A 16,617-nucleotide genomic window follows, 5' to 3' on the forward strand; every position below is an offset into this window, starting at 1 on the left:
TCGCCAGGCTCAAACGGCGGGCGGGCCGGGGTAACCGCAATGGGCCCAGGATTCGGCGCGGGTGTACCAGGCCATCATCACCATTTGCAGCAATGAGCTGTGGCCCATGCGCAGCAGGCTCAGCGAGCTGTTTTCCCAGCGTTCGAGGAAGTGACGGATCGCCTCGGGGCTGGCGTTTTCCCAACTGCCCCAGATCCCGGTCAATGGCCCGCGCGTCACCGCCATGCCCAGCACGTCGAACAGTTGCCGGGTGAGCTTGAGCATTTCCGGCGACAGGTGATCGAGGCTGTAGTCCAGCGACTTAAGCGTTCCGTCGACAGCAGCGGGCATCTTTTCCACAGTAACGGCGCCCTCCAGCATCACTGGAATCAGCGCACGCAGAAACAGCAGATCAGCGCTGCGCAGCGTGGCGAACCCGTTGGCTGAAACGCTCGACGAACAGCCGCTGAGGCTGGCGCCAAGGCCGGCGGTAGCGAGGAAAGCCGTGGCGCCGAGGCTGAATTTCAGCAGGCCACGGCGCGACAGGGCAGGTGTTTCGGTCAGGCTTGGGTGCATTGTTGTTATTACCCGGCGGTGACGTTAGCGAATGAACAGTTTCTGGATCAGTTTCTGAATGGATTTGCCGTAGGGCGGGTAGATCAGCCTCGCCGCGTTGAAGCGCTGTTTGACCAGCACGCCTTTGGCCTTGCTGAATGTCAGGAAACCTTCGTGCCCGTGGTAATGCCCCATGCCCGACGGGCCGATGCCGCCGAACGGCATGTCGTCCTGCGCCACGTGCAGCAGCGTGTCATTGAGGCAGACGCCACCGGAATGGGTTTCGCTGAGCACGCGTTTCTGTTCGCGCTTGTCGTAGCCGAAGTAGTAAAGAGCCAGAGGACGTGGCCGCTGATTGATGTAAGCAAATGCCTGATCCAGATCCTGATAGGGCACGATCGGCAGCAACGGGCCGAAGATCTCGTCCTGCATGACCGTCATCTCGTCGCTGACATTCAGCAGCAGGCTGTGCGGCATGCGTCGGCCTTGGTCTTGGTCGAACAGTGGAATCAGCAGCGCGCCCTTGCTGGTAGCGTCGCTGAGGTAGCTGTTGAGCCGCGCCAGTTGGCGCTCGTTGATGATGGCGGTGTAGTCCGGGTTGTCGGCGAGTGTCGGATAAAACCCGCGCACGGCCTGGCGATAGGCTTCGACGAAACCGCCGATGCGCTCTTCCGGCACCAGCACGTAGTCCGGGGCCACGCAGGTCTGGCCGGCGTTGAGGGTCTTGCCGAAAGCGATGCGCTCGGCGGCGTCCTTGAGCGGCACGTCGCGGGAGACGATGGCCGGGGACTTGCCGCCCAGTTCCAGGGTCACCGGCGTCAGGTTCTCTGCCGCTGCGCGCATCACGTGCCTGCCGACGCTGGTGGAGCCGGTGAACAGCAGGTGGTCGAAGCGCATTTTCGAAAACGCCACGCCGACATCGGCCTCGCCGAGCACCACGCACACCAGATCCTCGGGGAAGATTCGCGCCAGCAGTTCCTTGAGCAGCAGGCCGGTGGCAGGGGTCGATTCGCTGAGCTTGAGCATCACCCGATTGCCGGCCGCAAGGGCGCCGGTCAGCGGGCCGATGGCCAGGAACAGCGGGTAGTTCCACGGCACGATGACGCCCACCACGCCCAGCGGCTGGTACACGACTTTCGCCGACGCGGGCTGGAAAGCAACGCCGACTTTGCGTTTTGAAGGTTTCATCCACTGGCTGATGTGCCGACTGGCGTAGTGAATGCCGTGCAGGCTCGGCATCAGCTCGGCGAGCAGGGTTTCATCGGCGCTGCGGTGGCTGAAGTCGGAGCTGATGGCGTCGATCAGGGCCTGCCGCTCGTTGCTCAGCAAATCGCGCAGGGCCTTGAGCCATTGCTGGCGCTGGGCCGCAGGCGGCATCGGGTTGGCGGCGTAGGCGGCACGCTGCGCGTCAAACAGCCGGTTGAGCTCTTCCAGCGGCTGTTGCAGCGTTTGCAGGTAGGCAATATCGGCAGTCATCGGCGGCTCCGGAGTTGTTGTTGTGAGGAGCTTTTTAGAGTCTATGCTCTAGAAAGTCAAATGGCTTCCTTGCGCATCCTGGTTTTATCCCGTTCCGGTTAGGCCGTAAGATGCCCCCCAACGCACTCTGAATTAAAGCTCAAGCCATGGCCCCACGGATCAAAACCAGCGAGCGCATCGTGCAGAACAGCCTCGAGCTGTTCAATCAGCAGGGCGAGCGCAGCATCAGCACCAATCACATCGCCGCCCACATGGAGATTTCTCCGGGCAATCTGTACTACCACTTCCCCAACAAGCAGGCGATCATCGCCGTGCTGTTCAGTGAGTACGAAAGCCTGGTGGACAGCTTCCTGCGTCCGCCTCAGGGCCGTGCCGCGACGGTCGAAGACAAGCGCTTCTATCTCAAGGAGCTGCTGTCGGCGATGTGGCGCTACCGTTTCCTGCACCGCGATCTCGAGCATCTGCTCGACAGCGATCCTGAGCTGGCCGGGCGCTACCGGCGCTTCTCCCAGCGCTGCGTGATCCAGGGCGCGGCGATCTATGAAGGGTTCGTTGCCGCCGGCATCCTGAAAATGGATCGGGTGCAGATCGAATCCCTGACCCTCAACGCGTGGATCATCCTCACCTCCTGGGTGCGCTTCCTGTGCACGACCCGGGAGAATTCCAACTACCTCAGCGAACAGGCCATCAAACGTGGCGTGTATCAGGTGCTGGTGCTGGAAGCAGGGTTCGTCACCGAGCAGGCCCGCGATGAGGTCAACGCCTTGTTCGAAGAGTTCTACGTGCCGCTGGCCCAGGCCCTCGAAGAGAGACCGTAAGCCCATTTCCTCACTGGAGTCGTTCGCTATGCCGATTGCGCAACTGATCAGCCCGACCGCACTGGATGCCCGCAAGGCGCAACCGGGGCTGGTGATTCTCGATTGCCGCTTTGCCCTCGAAGACCCGGATTACGGCCAGCGCAGCTACGCCGAGGGGCACATTGCCGGGGCACATTTCGCCGATCTTGAACGCGACCTCAGCGGCCCGGTGATCAAGGGCGTGACCGGTCGCCATCCGCTGCCGGAACCGGCGGCGCTGATCGAACGCCTGCAAGCGTTCGGCATCAATAATGACAGCGACGTGGTTCTGTATGACGACGGCCCGGGCGCCTATGCGGCGCGGGCCTGGTGGTTGCTGGCGTGGCTGGGCAAGCGTGACGGCGTGTTCATTCTCGATGGCGGGCTCAAGGCCTGGCATGCGGCGGGGCTGCCGTTGAGTCTTGATCCACCGTCAGCGGCCCGGGGCAACTTCAGCGGCCAGCCGGACATGCGCCTGCTGCTCAGCGCCGAGCAATTGCAGCAACGCCTCGGCCAGCCGGCCCTGACCCTGCTCGATGCCCGCGCCTTGCCGCGCTTCAAGGGCGAAGTGGAGCCGATCGACCCGATCGCCGGGCACATTCCCGGCGCGCAATGCGCGGCGTTTACCGACAACCTGGGCAGCGACGGGCGTTTCCTGCCGACCGATCAGCTCAAGCAGCGTTTCGCCGCGAAACTCGGCGAGCGTTCCCCGAACGATCTGGTGGCTTACTGCGGCTCCGGGGTGACGGCGTGTCACAACCTGTTTGCCCTGTGTCTGGCGGGTTATCCATTGGGTTCGCTGTATGCCGGATCGTGGAGCGAGTGGATCAACGAGCCTTCGCGCGGTATCGCCACCGGCGAGTAATCGCTCAGCGATCCAGCCGCGCGCTGCGATAGGCCGCCGGCCCCACGCCATAAACCTGTTTGAATTGCCGGCTCAGATGGCTCTGGTCGGCAAATCCCAGCTGCGTGGCGACTTCCACCGGCAGGCAGCCGCTCTGCAACAAGCCCCGCGCGCAGGCAATTCGCTGCTGCATCAGCCAGCTGTGCGGCGGCATGCCGGTGGCGCGGCGGAACACCCGGGCGAAGTGGAAGGGCGAGAGGTTCACGGCCGCCGCCAGTTCTTCCAGCGAGGGCGGCGCCGCCAGTTGCGCGTGCAGCAACTCCTTGGCCATCGCCACCGCGCGGTGCTCCTTGCCGGGGTTGCCGCTGATCTGCACCGCTGCGTGACGCTGCAACAGCAGCATCATCATTTCCCGCCACACGGTTTGCTGTTGCAACGCGGTGGCGGGGCTTTCCAGCAAGCGATGCAACTGACAGAAACCGTTGACCAGGTCCGGATCGCGATACAGCGTCGCCCCGAAGGCCGGCATCGGTGCGGTCGGCAGTTCCAGTTCATTCAACAGCGCGACAATCTGCCCGGTGTCGGGATAAAACGCCCGGTACAGCCAGCCGTCCTCGGTGCCCTTGTGGCCGTTATGCACTTCGTCCGGATTGATCAGCACCAGCGTGCCGCTGCCCGCCAGGTGTTCGGCGCCGCGATAACGGTAGCGTTGGGCGCCGGCCATGATCATGCCGATCACATAACCGTCGTGGACGTGCGGGGCGAAACGATGCTCGATGTAGCGCGCGGTCAACAGCTCGACCCCGGCCAGGGGCGCGGCTTGCCAGAAGCGGATCGACTCGCCCTGATCGCTCATGACCTCATCGCCCCGCGTCGGCCAGCCACTGCGGAATCCGTCGTTCCAGGTAATAACCCGGCTGGCGGAGCGTGCCGTCGACGAAGCCGACGTGCCCGCCCTTGCTCTGCAATTCGAACTGCGTCGTGGCCGACAACTCATTGGCCGAAGGCAGGCTGTGGGGAAACACGAACGGGTCGTCCGCTGCCTGAATGATCAGGGTCGGTGTGCGGATCTCACCGAGAAAGTAACGGCTCGATGCCCGGCGATAATAATCCTCGGCATCGGCGAAACCGTGCAGCGGCGCGGTCACCCGGCCATCGAAATCCCAGAAGGTGCGCATGTTTTCCAGCGAGCCGAGGGCCGCCAAAGCTGCAATCCCATCTTCGCGCCCGTCATGCTGGAACTGACGCTGCTTGTTCTTGATGTAGGCCACCATCTCGCGCATGAAGTGCGCCTGATAGACCTTCGAGAAACCCTGGCCAATACGGTCGGCACATTGATCGAGGCGAAACGGCACCGACACCGCCACCGCACCGAGCACGCCACTGGCGCTGCCGGTTTCCCCCAGGTGCTTGAGCAGCACATTGCCACCGAGGGAATAGCCGACCGCATACAGCGGCGCCAATGGCCGCTTGGCCTTCAGGTGGCGGAGGGTTTCGGCGAGGTCTTCGCTGGCCCCGGAGTGGTAGCTGCGCGGCAGCAGGTTCGGCTCGCCGGAGCAGCCGCGCCAGTTCAGCGCGACACTGGCCCAGCCTTGCGCGGCGAGCGCTGCCTGGATTCCGGCGACGTAGGGGGAGTTGGAAGAGCCGGTCAGCCCGTGCAGCACCAGTACCAGTGGCGCTTCAGCGCTGTGCGGGCCATACCAGTCGAGGTCGAGGAAATCGCCGTCGTCCAGCCACAGCCGTTCGCGCTGGCGATCAAGGTGCACGGTTTTACGCCATAGCGGCCCCCACAAGGTTTGCAGGTGTGGATTGCCGAGGCCGAAGGCGGGTGTGAAACGAAATCCGGGTTCGGAAGGAGCAAGAGGTGCGCGCACAGTAAATCTCGACGGTGTCATGCATGAAGTGGTTGCCACACAAAGGGCTGCCACTTCAAGGGAGATCTAACTTGCCACAAAGCCTGCATCAGCGCGACACGAATGCCCGGACGGCTCGACGGTCGGGACAATGGCCGGTTGCGGGAGCGGCAGTTGGGGTGTCGTCGGACCTACGGTCACTACCCGCCACTGATCGTCAGGCAGATGTTTGTCCACTGCCATTCTGATCTGCTCTAGCGTCAGGCTCTGCACCTGTTGCGCGAAGAAATCCAGGTCGAGCGGCAAGTGGTGGCGGTTGATCTCGATCAGGCGCGCGAGAATCTGCCCGTTGCTGGCACTGCCAGTGATATTGGCGTTGGCCAGTCGGCGTTTGAAGTGATCGAGCTCCTCCTGCGAGGGGCCATCACGCCGGAAATCGCTGAGCATCGATTTCACCAGAGCCACCGTTTCATTCACGAATTGGGGGCTGGTCTGCAGAGCAATTGATGTCAGTCCGCCGCCTGCCCAGTCTTTGGTGCGAATGCTGACGTCGTATACCAGGCCTCGTTTGTTGCGCAGTTCTGTCATCAGGCGGGAGTTTGCGCCACTGCCGAAAATCAGCGTCCCGGCATACAGCGCAATGAAATCCTCGTGTTGGCGCGACAGGCTGGGTTGCCCAAGCAATACGTGAGTCTGTTCTTGTGTGCGCTCTACATGGTGATGCATTTCAGTGCCGAACGCTTTGGGCGGTTCGACGGCGGGGAGTGCAACGGTGGGGGCGGGTAGCGCATTGGCGATTTGCAGGCTGATGGCCTGTGCCTGCTCGACGGAAAGGTCTCCCACCAACGTAATTTGTGTCTGGCTTGCCGAGTGGGTTTGTCGGTGGAACGTTTGAACGGCCTGACGGGTGATCGAGGTCATGTCGGCATCGGTTCCGTAGATCGAGCGGGCGTAGGGCGTGTCCGGAGCCAGCAGCTCCTGAAGGCGTTGCCTGGCAATGTCCGCAGGTTGTTGCTGTTGTGCCAGCTGCAAGCCACGAAGCTCGCTCTTGACCCTCAGCAGCGCTTCATCGGAAAGGGAGGGCTGCCCCAGCATTTGCGTAAACAGTTGCAGTACCGGTGCGCTTTTGTCTGGATCGCTCAGGCTGCGTAACGTGAACGTGGCACGCTCCTGATCGAGATCCATCCCGAGCTTCGCACCCACCCCGTCAAAGACTTCGGCAATCGCCGCATGGTCATTCTTGCCGCTCACCCCCTCGTTGAACAGGCTGAATATCAACGCCGCCAGTCCTGGGGTATTGCCGTCGTGTGCACTGCCGGCGGCGAAGCTGACGTGAACATCGAACATCGGCAGCTCCGTCGTACGGATGAATAACGTTTTGATGCCTGTCGTGGTTTTCCAGCCCTTGATGCTCAATGGGCGTGGAGTCTGTCGGGTCGTGTCTGTTTCCGACAGCGATTGCAATCGTGATTTGGGAAAACCGGCTGGCGCAGTATCGGCAGCAACCGGACTGGCTGACAGCCAGAGGGTGAACGCAAAACCGGCCATGGCAGACCGAAAGACGTGCGCAGATTTATCCATGTTTTTTCTCCGCAAGCACGTGGGCTGTGCTGAGGCGTTCGCGGATCAGGTACTTTTCAGCGACCTGGCGGAGGTCCTCGGGGGTCACTTTCTTGAGCTCGGCGATCTCCTGATCGAGCAATTGCCACGACAGGCCAGCGCTCTCGAGGGCGGCCAGATGTATGGCAGTGTTCATGATCGAATCCCGGGCAAAAACTCTCTGGGCGATCAGTTGGGTCCGTGCGCGTTCCAGTTCTTCGGGAGAGGGGGGCGTGGTGCGCAGTTCCTCGAGCAGATCCCAGACTCGTATTTGTGCGGTTTCCGGGCTTGTGGGTTGTGAGCTGTCGAGGCGGGTGCTCAATGTCAGAAGAGTATCGCCGCGACTGTAAAGGTCGTAGCTGGCGCTGACATGGCTGAATACATGCTCCCTGTGTTGCAGGTGTTTTTGCAGGCGAGCGCTCTGGGAGCCTGCCAGCAACATTTCCATCAGGCGCAGCGCATGCGCAGTCCGGTATGTATCTGCCGTAGCCAGGCTGGGAACGTTGAACGCCATGATCAACTGCGAGGCGGGCACCGGTTGGTTGAGGATGAGGCGGCGTTCGCCTGGCTGCGGCAATTCGCGCGGTTTTACGGTTTGGGTGAGGGGGCGACTGGCGAGGCCGCCGAAGTAGCGTTGAGCCAGAGGTTGAACGTAATCGAGGGTGACGTCGCCGACGACGACCAGCGTGGCATTGCCAGGGGCATAGCGTGACTCATACCAGTCGCGCAACTGAGCGGTGTTCAAGGTGCGCAGATCGTTCATCCAGCCGATGACGGGGGTCCGATAGCTGCTGGAGGGATAGGCCAGGGTTTCCAGACGCTCCAGTGCGGTGTCCAGAGGACTGTCTTCCACACTCAAGCGGCGCTCTTCTTGAATGACACTTATCTCGGAAGCGAAATCTTCAGGTGTGAGGTGAGCAGTCGACATCAGGTCGGCCATCAGCTCGAATGCGACCCCCAGATAAGGCTTGGGCAAAGTCTGGTGATAAGCAGTGACGTCTTTACCGGTAAAGGCATTTTCCGATGCCCCCAGGGATTCCAGTATGGCGGATGCTTCGCCCGGACAGGTCTTGCTGCTGCCCTTGTAAAGCATGTGTTCCAGCGCGTGTGACAGTCCGGTCTGGCCCGGTGCTTCGTCAGCCGATCCGACCTTGAACCACAGTTGGGAAGTGACCAGCGGGGCTCGGTGATCCTCGCGGACGATGACCTTCAGGCCGTTGTCCAGCAGAAACTCATGGGTGGTCGGTAATGGGGGGGCCAGCGCCAGCAGCGGGGCCAGGGCCAGGGCCAGGGCCAGGCAGCATCCTGCTGCACAAAGTGTCCATAAATGATGGGTCCTCAATGGATTACTGAAATGGCGTAATCCACTGTGGAGATTTTGCGCGGGCGGCGTGCGGTAGTTATCTACCGCGCGCCAGATTCGGCGTTCGCCAGACGATTGTCAGAGAGAGGGCAGGCCCCGTTGCCACAACGCGTAGTACACCCGCCCGGATTTCTGCTCGCGGTGCAGGCGCCAGTTGCCCGGCAGGCCGAGGGTCGATGGCGCGGTTTCACTTTCAGTGTAGATCCACGAATCGTCGGCCAGCCATTGGCGCTCTTCCAGCAATGCGCACACCGTAGGCAGCAGGTTCTGGTTGAACGGCGGGTCGAGGAACACCAGGTCGAACGCGGTCGCAGTCTGGGTTTCCAGATATCGCAGGGCATCGGCGGTCTGCACGTGACCGTTGGTGCAGCGCAGCGTGCCGAGGTGTTCTTTCAGGCTGGACACCGCGACGTGGCTGGCATCCAGCGCCTGACCCAGGGCCGCGCCACGGGACAGAGCTTCGAGAAACAGCGCGCCGCTGCCGGCGAACGGGTCGAGCACCTTGGCCCCGGCAACGTAGGGCGCGAGCCAGTTGAACAGGGTTTCGCGCACCCGGTCCGGCGTCGGACGCAGACCCGGCGCATCAGGGAAGCTCAGCTTTCGGCTGCGCCATTCGCCGCCGATGATGCGCAACTGGTTCACACCGTTGTGCAGTTTTTGTACAGGTTTCTTTGGACTGGCCATTAATGCTCCGGAACCCCGAGCGGCTGCTCGGCAGGTTTATCAGATGGGGCCGGTAACGGCTTTTGCGGCACGGTCGGGCCAGCGCTGACGATGACCAGTTTATCCGTGCTCAAGTGTTTGTTCAGAACGTCGCGAACCTGCTCGACCGTCAGGCTTTGGGACTGACGCATGAAGTCGTCCAGATAATTCAGCGGCAGGTTGTAGAAACCCATGGCACCGAGCTGGCCGACGATATCGGCGTTGCTCGCGGTGGACAGCGGGAAACTGCCGGCCAGTTCGCGCTTGGCGTCGTCGAGTTCTTTCTGGGTAGGGCCGGTCTTGAGGTAGTCGGCGAGCACGTCCTGCACCAGTTTCAGGGTGCCTTCGCTCATTTCCGCGCGGGTCTGCAGGTTGATCATGAACGGGCCGCGCGCCTGCATCGGGCTGAATGCCGAATACACGCCGTAGGTCAGGCCGCGCTTCTCGCGCACTTCGCTCATCAAGCGAGTGCCGAAGCCACCGCCACCGAGGATCTGGTTGCCCATCGACAGCGCGGCGTAATCCGGGTCGTCACGGTCGATGCCCAGTTGCGCGATCATCAGGTTGGTCTGCTTCGACGGAAACTCGATGTGGCCGATGCCGGCTTTCGGCTCGATCGGTTGCTCGACTTTCGCCAGCGCCGGACCTTTTGGCAGTGCAGCGGACACCTGATTGGCAATCGCCTCGGCTTCGCTGCGGGACAGATCGCCCACCAGCGCGATCACCACGTTGCCGGCCGCATAGGCCTTGGCGTGGAAGTCACGCAGTTGCGCCAGCGTGATCTTCGGCACGCTTTGCGCATTGCCGTCGCTGGCGTGGGCGTACGGGTGATCGCCGTAGAGGCGCTTCATCAGCTCCAGGCTGGCGAGTTTGCCGGGGTTCTGTTTCTGGTACTCGAAACCGGCGAGCATCTGGTTCTTGATGCGCGCGAACGAGTCGGCCGGGAAGGTCGGTTTGCCCACCACTTCCGAAAACAGTTTCAGCGCCGGCTCGCGCTTGTCGGCGGCACTCAGACTGCGCAGCGACGCGATGGCCATGTCCTTGTAGGCGCCGTTGCCGAAATCCGCGCCCAGGCCTTCGAAGCCCTGAGCGATGGCGCCGACATCCTTGCCCGCCACGCCTTCGTTGAGCATGGCGTTGGTCAGCAGGGCCAGGCCCGGCGCGTTGCCGTCCTGGCTGCTGCCGGCGGAGAAGATCAGGCGCATGTCGAACATCGGCAGTTCGCGAGCCTCGACGAACAGCACTTTGGCGCCTTCGGCGGTGTTCCAGGTCTGGACGTCGAGCTTGCGGCTGGCCGGGGCCTTGCCGTCGAGTTCGGCCAGCGATTGCAGTTTCTGGCTGGACTTGGCGTTATCCAGCGCTTCGCTGGCCTTGGTGTTGTCGCTTGGCACAAGGTAGAACGCAGCGGAGGCGATGATGGCCACGGCGATCAGGCCGAGCAGCAGGCGTGGGGTTTTGCGCTCACTCATGAGTCGTCTCCAGGGGCAGGACGTGGGCGACGCTGAGACGTTCGCGGGTGAAATACAGCTTGGCGGCGTTCTGGATGTCTTGCGGGGTGACGCTCTCCAGATCGGCCAGTTCAGTGTCCATCAGCTTCCACGACAGACCGACGGTCTCCAGCTGGCCGATGGCGGTGGCCTGGCTGGTGATCGAATCGCGCTCGAAGACCAGGCCGGCGATGACCTGCGCGCGTACGCGCTCCAGTTCTTCGGCGGACGGTGCGGTGGTTTTCAGCTGCTCCAGTAGTTTCCACAGACCGGCTTCAGCCTGGGCCATGGTCTTTTTCTTCTGGGTGTTCGGCGTGGCCGACAGGGTGAACAGGCTGTCACCGCGAGTGTAGGCGTCGTAGCTCGACGAACCGCCGGACACCAGCTCTTCACCGCGCTCCAGTTGGGTCGGGATGCGACCGCTGTAGCCGCCGTCCAGCAACGCCGAAATCAGGCGCAAGGCGTTGACCGAGCGTTTGTCTTCGGCAGTGGCGATGCTCGGGACGTTGAAACCGAGCATCAGGCTCGGCAGTTGAGTCTGCACGTGCAGGGTGATCTGGCGCTCGCCGGGCTCGGCCAGCTCCAGCGGCTTTTTCGCCGGCGGCACGTCGCGTTTCGGGATCGGCCCGAAGTAGCGCTGGGCGAGGGTTTTCACCTCGTCCGGGGTCACGTCGCCGACCACCACCAGCGTGGCGTTGTTCGGCACGTACCAGGACTGATACCAGTGGCGCAGCTCTTCGACCTTCATCCGCTCAAGGTCAGCCATCCAGCCGATGGTCGGCGTGTGATAACCGCTGGCCGGGTAGGCCATGGCCTTGTAGCGCTCGAAGGCCTTGGCCATCGGCTTGTCGTCGGTGCGCAGGCGGCGCTCTTCCTTGATGACTTCGATTTCCTTGGCGAACTCGTCGGCCGGCAGGCGCAGGTTGGCCATGCGGTCGGCTTCCAGTTCGAAGGCCACGCCCAGACGGTCGCGGGCCAGGACCTGGTAATAAGCGGTGAAGTCGTCGCTGGTGAACGCATTCTCTTCGGCGCCAAGGTCGCGCAGGATCAGCGAGGCTTCGCCGGGGCCGACTTTTTCGCTGCCCTTGAACATCATGTGCTCGAGGGCGTGGGACAGACCGGTCTGGCCCGGGGTTTCGTAGCTGGAACCGACCTTGTACCAGACCTGCGACACCACCACCGGCGCGCGATGGTCTTCGCGCACGACGACCTTCAAACCGTTGTCGAGAGTGAATTCATGGGTCGGTTGCGGATCGGCCGCCAGGGCCGAAAGGGGCAGGCAGACTGTGCTGAGCAGCAGGCCTGCGGCGCGGCGGGCTAGAGCATTCATTCGTTTTTAAACCTGTTGGGCTGCCCGCTTGGTCTTAGCGTCGGCGGGCGAGAGGGTGCTAGGATACTGATCCGTTTTACTGGCGGCCACGCCTATCAGGCCACTGATCGGTCTATAGGTTGTACGGGTTACCGGCAGAAGCTTTGAGTTTCTCAGCTAAACTCTGCGTTTTCGCCGACGATGCCGTTCCAGTCCTTCGTATTTAATGACCTTTGAGGTGCTTTTGGCGCCTCGACAAAATGTTGCGCGTGAACAAGCTGGGTGAAACACAGTCTGTTCTGCATCGAATATTTATTTGCCGGGGCGCCCCTGTGGCGCGTCGCTACCGTGAGATAGCCGTCCTCCATGTTTGGTTCCAACGACGACAAGAAGACCCCAGCTGCGGCTGGCGAGAAGAAAGGCCTGTTCGGATGGCTGCGCAAGAAACCGCAGGAACCCGTCGTCGAACAGCCGACTGCCATTCCTGAGCAGGCCCTTGCGCCCGCTCCCGTAATAGAAGAAGCGCCGGCACCGGTCGTGCTGCCGATCGCCGAGCCGGTGCTGCAACCGCTGGCCGAGGCCGAGCCAGAAGCGCCGGCTGCCGCCGAGTTGCCGCTGACCCCGGCCAGCGAACCGTGGCTGACCTTGCCGGTAGCGGAAGAGCCGGTGGCGCTGGTCGAAGAGGCCGCGCCGCACGTTACGCCAACGATTCCCGCGCCGGCTGCGTTCACGCCAGAGCCTGTTCAGGCGCCGGTGGTGGAAGCCGCTCCTGTCATTCCAGAGCCCGTGGTTGCTGCCCCGGTTGCCCCGATTGTCGAAGCGCCCGAGCCTGCACCTGCACCTGCACCTGCACCTGCACCTGCACCTGCACCTGCACCTGCACCGGTAGCAGCAGTGCCAGTCGTTCCTGTGGAAACCCAGGTCGAAGCCCCGGTCGAGGCCCCGCGTACCGAAGAAACCAAGGCCGGCTTCTTCGCCCGTCTCAAGCAGGGCCTGTCCAAGACCAGCGCCAGTATCGGCGAAGGCATGGCCAGCCTGTTCCTCGGCAAGAAAGCCATCGATGACGATCTGCTCGACGATCTCGAAACCCGCCTGCTGACTGCCGACGTCGGCGTCGAGGCGACTTCGGTCATCATCCAGCGCCTGACCCAGAAGGTCGCGCGTAAAGAGCTGGCGGATTCCGACGCCCTGTACAAATCCCTGCAGGCCGAGCTGGCGGCAATGCTCAAACCGGTCGAGCAACCACTGAAGATCGCTTCCCAGAACAAGCCGTTCGTGATTCTGGTGGTCGGCGTCAACGGCGCCGGCAAGACCACCACCATCGGCAAACTGGCGAAGAAACTGCAGCTGGAAGGCAAGAAAGTCATGCTGGCCGCCGGTGACACCTTCCGCGCCGCCGCTGTCGAGCAATTGCAGGTCTGGGGTGAGCGCAACAAGATTCCGGTGATCGCCCAGCACACTGGCGCGGACTCGGCTTCGGTGATCTTCGACGCCGTGCAGGCCGCCAAGGCCCGTGGCATCGACGTGCTGATCGCCGACACCGCCGGTCGCCTGCACACCAAAGACAACCTGATGGAAGAACTGAAAAAGGTTCGCCGGGTGATCGGCAAGCTCGACGCCGATGCGCCGCACGAAGTGCTGCTGGTGCTCGACGCCGGCACCGGCCAGAACGCCATCAACCAGGCCAAGCAATTCAACCAGACCGTCGAACTGACCGGCCTGGCGCTGACCAAGCTCGACGGCACCGCCAAGGGCGGGGTGATTTTTGCCCTGGCCAAGCAATTCGGCCTGCCGATCCGCTACATCGGCGTCGGTGAAGGCATCGACGATCTGCGTACCTTTGAAGCCGAACCCTTTGTCCAGGCACTGTTTGCCGAGCGGGAGCGTTCATGATTCGTTTCGAACAGGTCGGTAAGCGCTACCCGAACGGTCACGTCGGCTTGCATGAGCTGAGCTTTCGAGTCCGTCGCGGCGAGTTCCTGTTTGTCACCGGCCACTCCGGTGCCGGTAAATCCACATTGTTGCGCCTGTTGCTGGCGATGGAACGTCCGACCAGCGGCAAGCTGCTGCTGGCCGGGCAAGACCTGAGCACCATCAGCAACGCGCAGATTCCGTTCCTGCGTCGGCAGATCGGTGTGGTGTTCCAGAACCATCAACTGTTGTTCGATCGCACGGTGTTCAATAACGTCGCGCTGCCGTTGCAGATTCTCGGGCTGTCCAAGGTCGAGATCGCCAAGCGCGTCGATTCGGCGCTGGAGCGCGTGGCGCTGTCGGACAAGGCCGAGCTGTATCCGGGCGATCTGTCCACCGGTCAGCAGCAGCGCGTTGGCATTGCCCGCGCCATCGTTCACCGTCCGGCTTTGCTGCTGGCGGACGAACCGACCGGTAATCTCGACCCGCGTCTGGCGGCCGAGATCATGGGCGTGTTCGAAGACATCAACCGTCTGGGCACCAGCGTGCTGATCGCCAGTCACGACCTGGCGCTGATTGCGCGCATGCGCCATCGCATGCTGACCCTGCAACGCGGCCGATTGATCGGCGACGGGGAGGCCGGTGTATGAGTGCGACACGCAGTCCGAAGGTTTCCGAGCGCGTGGCCCCGAAGGCCGCCGATCCGCAACCGCCAAAGAAGAAAAAGCACGACGATGACGATGGCCCGGACTTCGCCACGTTGTTCCGTGCCTGGATCGAAAGCCATCGCGCCAGCTGGATCGACAGCCTGCGTCGTCTCGGCAAGCAGCCGATCGGCAGTTTCTTCACCTGCATGGTGATGGCAGTTGCGCTGAGCCTGCCGATGGGTCTTTCGCTGTTGCTGAGCAATGTCGAGCGCCTGGGCGGTTCGTGGCAGCGTGCGGCGCAGATTTCGCTGTACCTGGAGCTCGAGGCGACTCCGGCGCAGGGCGAAGCATTGCGCGACCAGATCAAGGGCATGCCGGGCGTAGCTGATGCTGAATATGTCGGTCGCGACCAGGCACTGGAAGAGTTCCAGCAGCAGTCAGGCCTGGGCGAAGCCCTGCGCGAGCTGCCGGAAAACCCGTTGCCGGGTGTGGTGCTGGTGACGCCGAACGAGGTCGACAAGTCGACCCTGGAAGCATTAAGACAAAAACTTTCCGAGCTGCCCAAGGTACAACAGGCGCAACTTGATCTAGTCTGGGTCGAGCGTCTGGCCGCCATCCTCAAGCTCGGCGATCGTTTCGTCTTCGGTCTGACGGTGTTGCTGGTTTCCGCATTACTTTTGGTGATAGGCAATACCATTCGTCTTCATATTGAAAACCGCCGCACCGAGATAGAAGTGATTAAACTCGTCGGCGGGACCGACAGCTATGTGCGTCGTCCGTTCCTTTATATGGGCGCGTTGTATGGCTTCGGTGCGGGACTGCTGTCCTGGGGTGTATTGGCGTTCGGCCTGAACTGGCTGAACGATGCGGTGGTCGGGCTGGCCGGCTTGTACGGCAGCGATTTCGCACTGGCCGGCGTGCCAGTTGCCGACGGTCTGTCGCTCTTGCTTGGCGCGGTGCTGTTGGGTTATATCGGTGCATGGATTGCAGTCGCACGTCATCTCAGGGAGCTGGCGCCGAAGTAGAATCTTTTTTGCGCGTGATTGACCTTTCAGTGGTTAAGGAAACTTTCATTTGAGTTTCCGGTCAATTTTTCGCAATGCTGAAAAGCATGAGTATGTAAGTCGGAGGTTTTTCCGTATGTCCAATTCTTTGCAACCTGCGTATGCATTGGTTCCAGGCGCAAACCTGGAAGCCTACGTGCACACCGTCAACAGCATTCCATTGCTGACGCCGGAGCAGGAGCGTGAACTGGCCGAGAGTCTCTACTATGAGCAGGATCTGGGGGCGGCTCGGCAGATGGTGCTCGCCCACCTGCGGTTTGTCGTACACATCGCCCGTAGCTATTCCGGCTACGGTCTGGCTCAGGCTGACCTGATCCAGGAAGGTAACGTCGGCCTGATGAAGGCCGTGAAGCGTTTCAACCCGGAAATGGGCGTGCGTCTGGTGTCCTTCGCGGTGCACTGGATCAAGGCCGAGATTCACGAGTTCATCCTGCGCAACTGGCGGATCGTGAAAGTCGCGACCACCAAGGCCCAGCGCAAGCTGTTCTTCAACCTGCGCAGCCAGAAGAAACGTCTGGCCTGGCTGAACAACGAGGAAGTCCACCGTGTGGCGGAAAGCCTCGGCGTCGAGCCGCGTGAAGTGCGTGAGATGGAAAGTCGCCTGACCGGCCATGACATGGCCTTCGACCCGGCTGCGGAAGCAGACGACGACAGCGCTTTCCAGTCGCCGGCCAACTACCTGGAAGACCACCGGTACGACCCGGCGCGTCAACTGGAAGATGCCGACTGGAGCGACAACTCCAATCACAACCTGCACGAAGCACTGGAAGTGCTGGACGAACGCAGCCGCGACATCCTCTACCAGCGCTGGCTGGCAGAAGAGAAAGCCACGCTGCACGACCTGGCGCAGAAGTACAACGTGTCGGCCGAGCGGATCCGTCAGCTCGAGAAGAGCGCGATGAACAAGCTCAAGTTGTCGATTGCCGCATAACCGGTAGTCCGGCAATAAAAAAACGCCCCGATCAGTGATGATCGGGGCGTTTTTGTTTGCC

At 62.1% G+C, this 16,617-nt stretch carries 16 protein-coding genes; 6 read left to right on the top strand and 10 right to left on the bottom strand.

The genetic code is table 11. The features are described from left to right. Window positions 1-9 precede the first annotated feature (9 nt). Window positions 10-555, bottom strand: coding sequence for a twin-arginine translocation pathway signal protein (locus tag ACTJK9_RS06025; RefSeq protein WP_085611992.1), 546 nt, complete (start codon window positions 553-555; stop codon window positions 10-12). Window positions 556-579: 24 nt separating this feature from the next. Beyond that, window positions 580-2,010, bottom strand: coding sequence for a coniferyl aldehyde dehydrogenase (locus ACTJK9_RS06030; RefSeq protein WP_440812866.1), 1,431 nt, complete (start codon window positions 2,008-2,010; stop codon window positions 580-582). Between the two features lie 146 nt (window positions 2,011-2,156). Here ACTJK9_RS06030 and ACTJK9_RS06035 point away from each other — a divergent pair, with 146 nt between their 5' ends. Continuing rightward, window positions 2,157-2,828 (top strand): TetR/AcrR family transcriptional regulator, encoded by a 672-nt coding sequence (locus ACTJK9_RS06035; protein WP_039767914.1) that lies wholly within the window; start codon window positions 2,157-2,159, stop codon window positions 2,826-2,828. A 28-nt stretch (window positions 2,829-2,856) separates the two neighbouring features. Beyond that, entirely contained in the window at window positions 2,857-3,711 is an 855-nt protein-coding gene (locus tag ACTJK9_RS06040) for a sulfurtransferase (RefSeq protein WP_085611990.1), read from the top strand. 4 nt (window positions 3,712-3,715) lie between these two features. On the opposite strand, the gene ACTJK9_RS06045 is transcribed toward ACTJK9_RS06040, so the two are convergent. From ACTJK9_RS06045 to ACTJK9_RS06080, 8 genes are all read right to left on the bottom strand, one after another. Next, window positions 3,716-4,546, bottom strand: coding sequence for an AraC family transcriptional regulator (locus ACTJK9_RS06045; protein ID WP_085611989.1), 831 nt, complete (start codon window positions 4,544-4,546; stop codon window positions 3,716-3,718). A gap of 4 nt (window positions 4,547-4,550) precedes the next feature. Then, window positions 4,551-5,564, bottom strand: a complete 1,014-nt coding sequence (locus ACTJK9_RS06050) for a hydrolase (RefSeq protein WP_440812869.1) — start codon at window positions 5,562-5,564, stop codon at window positions 4,551-4,553. A 66-nt stretch (window positions 5,565-5,630) separates the two neighbouring features. Beyond that, the gene (locus ACTJK9_RS06055) at window positions 5,631-7,124 is read right to left on the bottom strand and encodes a M16 family metallopeptidase (RefSeq protein ID WP_440812871.1); all 1,494 of its coding nucleotides are present in this window, start codon (window positions 7,122-7,124) and stop codon (window positions 5,631-5,633) included. Further along, window positions 7,117-8,484 carry a M16 family metallopeptidase gene (locus ACTJK9_RS06060; RefSeq protein ID WP_440812874.1) on the bottom strand — a complete coding sequence of 456 codons (1,368 nt, stop codon included), beginning with the start codon at window positions 8,482-8,484 and terminating at the stop codon, window positions 7,117-7,119. The genes ACTJK9_RS06055 and ACTJK9_RS06060 overlap by 8 nt, the downstream gene beginning before the upstream one ends. A 99-nt stretch (window positions 8,485-8,583) precedes the next feature. Next, complete coding sequence (gene rsmD / locus ACTJK9_RS06065; protein ID WP_440812877.1) at window positions 8,584-9,189, bottom strand: 16S rRNA (guanine(966)-N(2))-methyltransferase RsmD; 606 nt, start codon at window positions 9,187-9,189, stop codon at window positions 8,584-8,586. Next, a complete protein-coding gene (locus tag ACTJK9_RS06070) occupies window positions 9,189-10,676 on the bottom strand; it encodes a M16 family metallopeptidase (RefSeq protein ID WP_440812880.1) in 1,488 nt (495 codons plus the stop codon). Before ACTJK9_RS06070 ends, rsmD begins: the two co-directional genes overlap by 1 nt. Next, window positions 10,669-12,024: a M16 family metallopeptidase gene (locus ACTJK9_RS06075; RefSeq protein WP_064600101.1), complete on the bottom strand. Its 1,356-nt coding sequence runs from the start codon at window positions 12,022-12,024 to the stop codon at window positions 10,669-10,671. Before ACTJK9_RS06075 ends, ACTJK9_RS06070 begins: the two co-directional genes overlap by 8 nt. Before the next feature lie 152 nt (window positions 12,025-12,176). Then, the gene (locus tag ACTJK9_RS06080; RefSeq protein ID WP_085611983.1) at window positions 12,177-12,371 is read right to left on the bottom strand and encodes a hypothetical protein; all 195 of its coding nucleotides are present in this window, start codon (window positions 12,369-12,371) and stop codon (window positions 12,177-12,179) included. Here ACTJK9_RS06080 and ftsY point away from each other — a divergent pair. The 4 genes from ftsY to rpoH all read left to right on the top strand — a co-directional run bounded on the left by ftsY (window position 12,370) and on the right by rpoH (window position 16,556). Continuing rightward, window positions 12,370-13,896 (top strand): signal recognition particle-docking protein FtsY, encoded by a 1,527-nt coding sequence (gene ftsY / locus ACTJK9_RS06085; RefSeq protein WP_440812884.1) that lies wholly within the window; start codon window positions 12,370-12,372, stop codon window positions 13,894-13,896. The two genes, ACTJK9_RS06080 and ftsY, sit on opposite strands and share 2 nt — an antisense overlap. Further along, window positions 13,893-14,564, top strand: coding sequence for a cell division ATP-binding protein FtsE (gene ftsE / locus ACTJK9_RS06090; RefSeq protein ID WP_007953396.1), 672 nt, complete (start codon window positions 13,893-13,895; stop codon window positions 14,562-14,564). Before ftsY ends, ftsE begins: the two co-directional genes overlap by 4 nt. Further along, on the top strand, window positions 14,561-15,586 hold the full coding sequence (ftsX, locus tag ACTJK9_RS06095; RefSeq protein WP_085611981.1) for a permease-like cell division protein FtsX: 1,026 nt from the start codon (window positions 14,561-14,563) through the stop codon (window positions 15,584-15,586). The genes ftsE and ftsX overlap by 4 nt, the downstream gene beginning before the upstream one ends. A gap of 115 nt (window positions 15,587-15,701) precedes the next feature. After that, entirely contained in the window at window positions 15,702-16,556 is an 855-nt protein-coding gene (gene rpoH, locus ACTJK9_RS06100; RefSeq protein WP_007953393.1) for an RNA polymerase sigma factor RpoH, read from the top strand. Window positions 16,557-16,617: the final 61 nt, after the last annotated feature.

This window comes from Pseudomonas sp. 22082, assembly GCF_052046055.1.
Classification (GTDB): domain Bacteria; phylum Pseudomonadota; class Gammaproteobacteria; order Pseudomonadales; family Pseudomonadaceae; genus Aquipseudomonas; species Aquipseudomonas pharyngis.

Coding starts and splice junctions, on each gene's coding strand:
- ftsE (WP_007953396.1), top strand. CDS start 13,893: ATGATTCGTTTCGAACAGGTCGGTAAGCGCTACCCGAACGGTCACGTC.
- ACTJK9_RS06080 (WP_085611983.1), bottom strand. CDS start 12,371: ATGGAGGACGGCTATCTCACGGTAGCGACGCGCCACAGGGGCGCCCCG.
- ACTJK9_RS06055 (WP_440812871.1), bottom strand. CDS start 7,124: ATGGATAAATCTGCGCACGTCTTTCGGTCTGCCATGGCCGGTTTTGCG.
- ACTJK9_RS06070 (WP_440812880.1), bottom strand. CDS start 10,676: ATGAGTGAGCGCAAAACCCCACGCCTGCTGCTCGGCCTGATCGCCGTG.
- ftsX (WP_085611981.1), top strand. CDS start 14,561: ATGAGTGCGACACGCAGTCCGAAGGTTTCCGAGCGCGTGGCCCCGAAG.
- ACTJK9_RS06030 (WP_440812866.1), bottom strand. CDS start 2,010: ATGACTGCCGATATTGCCTACCTGCAAACGCTGCAACAGCCGCTGGAA.
- ACTJK9_RS06025 (WP_085611992.1), bottom strand. CDS start 555: ATGCACCCAAGCCTGACCGAAACACCTGCCCTGTCGCGCCGTGGCCTG.
- ACTJK9_RS06040 (WP_085611990.1), top strand. CDS start 2,857: ATGCCGATTGCGCAACTGATCAGCCCGACCGCACTGGATGCCCGCAAG.
- rsmD (WP_440812877.1), bottom strand. CDS start 9,189: ATGGCCAGTCCAAAGAAACCTGTACAAAAACTGCACAACGGTGTGAAC.
- ACTJK9_RS06075 (WP_064600101.1), bottom strand. CDS start 12,024: ATGAATGCTCTAGCCCGCCGCGCCGCAGGCCTGCTGCTCAGCACAGTC.
- ACTJK9_RS06035 (WP_039767914.1), top strand. CDS start 2,157: ATGGCCCCACGGATCAAAACCAGCGAGCGCATCGTGCAGAACAGCCTC.
- ftsY (WP_440812884.1), top strand. CDS start 12,370: ATGTTTGGTTCCAACGACGACAAGAAGACCCCAGCTGCGGCTGGCGAG.
- rpoH (WP_007953393.1), top strand. CDS start 15,702: ATGTCCAATTCTTTGCAACCTGCGTATGCATTGGTTCCAGGCGCAAAC.
- ACTJK9_RS06045 (WP_085611989.1), bottom strand. CDS start 4,546: ATGAGCGATCAGGGCGAGTCGATCCGCTTCTGGCAAGCCGCGCCCCTG.